At 70.0% G+C, this 3,760-nt stretch carries 2 protein-coding genes and 1 pseudogene; 2 read left to right on the forward strand and 1 reads right to left on the reverse strand.

Features of this window, described 5'->3' with window-relative positions; genetic code table 11:
• Nucleotides 1-229: 229 nt before the first annotated feature.
• Nucleotides 230-1,564 carry a 4-aminobutyrate--2-oxoglutarate transaminase gene (gene gabT / locus ACFWZ2_RS31040; RefSeq protein ID WP_384551290.1) on the forward strand — a complete coding sequence of 445 codons (1,335 nt, stop codon included), beginning with the start codon at nt 230-232 and terminating at the stop codon, nt 1,562-1,564.
• 674 nt (nt 1,565-2,238) lie between these two features.
• Entirely contained in the window at nt 2,239-2,610 is a 372-nt protein-coding gene (locus ACFWZ2_RS31045; RefSeq protein WP_384551292.1) for a phosphatase PAP2 family protein, read from the forward strand.
• Here ACFWZ2_RS31045 and ACFWZ2_RS31050 read toward each other — a convergent pair.
• Nucleotides 2,564-3,622: pseudogene (locus ACFWZ2_RS31050) on the reverse strand (chitinase); the annotation flags it as partial. The gene ACFWZ2_RS31045 and the pseudogene ACFWZ2_RS31050 overlap by 47 nt on opposite strands.
• Between the last annotated feature and the right edge of the window lie 138 nt (nt 3,623-3,760).

Genomic DNA, 3,760 nt, shown 5'->3' on the forward strand with positions numbered 1-3,760 from the left:
CGCCGAGCCGTGCGGGGCGGACCCGCCGAGCCGTACGAGGCGGACCCTCCGAGCCGTACGAGGCGGACCCTCCGAGCCGTGCGGGGCGGACCCGCCGCTATGTCCACGACGGACAACCGCCACGGCCAACGACTCCCCCATGGAGCATGCCCACCCCTTGGCCGCGCCCCTAACCTGCGAAGAAAGCAGTAGAGCGTCCGTATCGTCGCCCCACCCCCAGGAGCCCCCCATGACTGCCCTTCCGCAGGAGCGTCGCGTCGTCACCGCCATCCCCGGTCCGAAGTCGCAGGAGCTGCAGGCCCGCCGCACCGCCGTGGTCGCCGGTGGCGTGGGCTCGGTCCTTCCCGTGTTCGCCGCGCGCGCGGGCGGCGGCATCATCGAGGACGTCGACGGCAACCGTCTGATCGACTTCGGTTCCGGCATCGCCGTGACGTCCGTCGGCGCCTCCGCCGAGGCCGTGGTGCGCCGGGCGAGCGCGCAGCTGCAGGACTTCACCCACACCTGTTTCATGGTCACGCCGTACGAGGGGTACGTGGCCGTCGCCGAGGCGCTCGCGGAGCTCACGCCGGGTGACCACGAGAAGAAGTCGGCGCTGTTCAACTCCGGTGCCGAGGCCGTCGAGAACGCCGTCAAGATCGCCCGTGCGTACACCAAGCGCCAGGCCGTCGTCGTCTTCGACCACGGCTACCACGGCCGCACCAACCTCACGATGGCGCTGACCGCCAAGAACATGCCGTACAAGCACGGCTTCGGCCCGTTCGCGCCCGAGGTCTACCGCGTCCCGGTCGCCTACGGCTACCGCTGGCCGACCGGCGCCGAGAACGCCGGGCCCGAGGCCGCCAAGCAGGCCATCGACATGATCTCCAAGCAGGTCGGCGCCGACAACGTCGCCGCGATCATCATCGAGCCGGTGCTCGGCGAGGGCGGCTTCATCGAGCCCGCCAAGGGCTTCCTGCCGGAGATCGTGAAGTACGCCAACGACAACGGCATCGTCTTCGTCGCCGACGAGATCCAGTCCGGCTTCTGCCGCACCGGCCAGTGGTTCGCCTGCGAGGACGAGGGCATCGTCCCCGACCTGATCACCACCGCCAAGGGCATCGCGGGCGGCCTGCCGCTCGCCGCCGTCACGGGCCGCGCCGAGATCATGGACGCCGCGCACGCGGGCGGCCTCGGCGGCACCTACGGCGGCAACCCGGTGGCCTGCGCCGGTGCGCTCGGCGCCATCGAGACGATGAAGGAGCTCGACCTCAACGCCAAGGCGAAGGCGATCGAGTCGACGATGAAGGCCCGCCTGACCGCGATGGCCGAGAAGTTCGACATCATCGGCGACATCCGCGGCCGCGGCGCGATGATCGCCATCGAGCTGGTCAAGGACCGTACGACCAAGGAGCCGAACCCGGAGGCCACCGCCGCCCTGGCGAAGGCCTGCCACGCGGAGGGCCTGCTCGTCCTGACCTGCGGCACCTACGGCAACGTCCTGCGCTTCCTGCCGCCGCTGGTCATCGGCGACGACCTGCTGGCCGAGGGCCTGGACATCATCGAGGGCGCGTTCGCCGGCGTCTGACCGACCGGCCACCGTCAGGGCGGGCTCCGCATCGGCGGAACCCGCCCTGACGTGTGTGGACCCCGCGCGGTGGACCCGCCGTGACCTGGGGTGAGCGTCGGGGCCTGTGAAGAACGTGTGCGGGCCCCATGACGGGATGTCGTTCCGCCTGTCGGCCCGCAATCACCTGACGTACGGTTTCTGCAGATGAGAGAAACACCCCGCCCACAGGGGACTGTGGGCGACACCACGGCGGAGCCTCCCCAGCCCCGTCTTGGTCGTGCCCTCGCGCACACACCCGGAGCTTCAGGCTCCGGAACTCCTCACCGATCGGATGGCCGCCCGCCCCAAACCCCCCGGGGCGCGCGGCAACCCGGTCGACTCGGCCGCCCGGGAACCACCCCCCCCCTGTTCCCGGGCGGCCGACTCTTGTCCTCTCCCTGTGCGCGCTGCTCTTCGCGCTCCTCACCTGGCAGGTCGTCGCCGACGGGCCCCTGCGCCGCGCCGACGAACGCGCGGGCCGCGCCCTCGCCGACAGTCGCCTGCCGGACGCCGCCGCCGAGTTCTTCGCGGACCTCGGCAACATCACGGTCGCCGTTCCCCTGCTCGCGGCCGCCATCGCCTGCACGTCCTGGCACCGCCACCGGGCCGATGCGTTCCGCTGGTGGCTGCCGGGGCTCGCCGCCGCCGTCACGATGGCCGTGGTCCCCGCCCTGATCGCCCCGCTCAAGGCAGCCGTCGACCGCCCCGGCCCGCCCGGCATGGACGGCACAGGCGGCTTCTACCCCTCGGGCCACGCGGCGACCGCCACGGTCGCCTACGGGGCGGCGGTGCTCCTGCTCCTTCCGCTCCTGCGCGGCGCCTACGGACGCCGTGAACTGGTCATCGGCTGCGCCCTGTTGAACGTCGCGATCGGCTTCGGACTCGTGCGGCAGGGGTATCACTGGCCGCTGGACGTGGTGGCGTCCTGGCTGCTTTCGGGGATGTTGCTGCAGGGCATGGTGCTGGTCGTCGCGCGCGTCACCCGAAATACGCGTCGAAGTTCTTGGAGAACTCCCAGTTGTTGAAGCGGTCCCAGTTGATGGACCAGGTCATCAGGCCGCGCAGGGTGGGCCAGGTGCCGTGGGTCTGGTAGGAGCCGCAGTTGGTCTTCTTCGTCAGGCAGTCGAGGGCCTTGTTGACCTCGGTCGTGGGGACGTGGCCGTTGCCCGCGTTGACGGAGGCGGGCATGCCGATGGCGACTTTTTCCGGGGGCAGGGCGGGGAAGACGTTGTTCGTGTTTCCGGCCACCGGGAAGCCGGTCAGGAGCATGTCCGTCATCGCGATGTGGAAGTCCGCGCCGCCCATGGAGTGGTACTGGTTGTCCAGGCCCATGATCGGCCCGGAGTTGTAGTCCTGGACGTGCAGCAGCGTGAGGTCGTCGCGCAGGGCGTGGATGACCGGCAGATAGGCGCCCGCGCGCGGGTCCTGGCCGCCCCATTTGCCGGTGCCGTAGAACTGGTAGCCGAGCTGCACGAAGAAGGTCTCCGGGGCCATCGTGAGCGTGAAGCCGCTGCCGTACTTGGCCTTGAGGGTCTTCACCGCCGTGATGAGGTTCACGATCGACGGGGTCTTCGGGTTCTTGAAGTCCGTGTCGTCGGCGTTCAGTGAGAGGGAGTGGCCCTCGAAGTCGATGTCCAGGCCGTCGAGTCCGTACTCGTCGATGATCGCGGAGACGGAGGAGACGAAGGTGTCGCGGGCCTGGGTGGTGGTGAGCTGCACCTGGCCGTTCTGGCCGCCGATGGAGATCAGGACCTTCTTGCCGGCCGCCTGTTTGGCCTTGACCGCGGCCTTGAACTCGTCCTTGGTCTCGACGTTCGGGCACTCGGTCTTGGGGCAGAGGCCGAAGCGGATGTCGCCGGAGGTCGCCGATGTCGGTTCGCCGAAGGCGAGGTCGATGATGTCCCAGCTGTCGGGGGTGTCCGCGAGCCGGGTGTAGCCCGAGCCGTTGGCGAAGCTGGTGTGCAGATAGCCGACGAGGGTGTGGTCGGCGGACGCCTGTGGCGTGGCGTCGGTGGCCTGGGCGGTCGCCGAGGTCACCGCGGGCGCGGTGAGCGCGAGGGCCGCGGCGAGGGCAAGGGTCGTACGTCTGAAGCGGCTTGTCAGCGAGCGGTCCACAACTGCCTAATGGGCAGTGAAGGGGCGGCACGAATCAAGCCCTACACAGAACCAGCGGTC

This window comes from Streptomyces sp. NPDC059002, from assembly GCF_042740435.1.
Lineage (GTDB): Bacteria > Actinomycetota > Actinomycetes > Streptomycetales > Streptomycetaceae > Streptomyces.

Bases quoted from the DNA above. Each gene is read 5' to 3' on its own strand.
- gabT (WP_384551290.1), top strand. From the start codon at position 230: ATGACTGCCCTTCCGCAGGAGCGTCGCGTCGTCACCGCCATCCCCGGT.
- ACFWZ2_RS31045 (WP_384551292.1), top strand. From the start codon at position 2,239: ATGGCCGTGGTCCCCGCCCTGATCGCCCCGCTCAAGGCAGCCGTCGAC.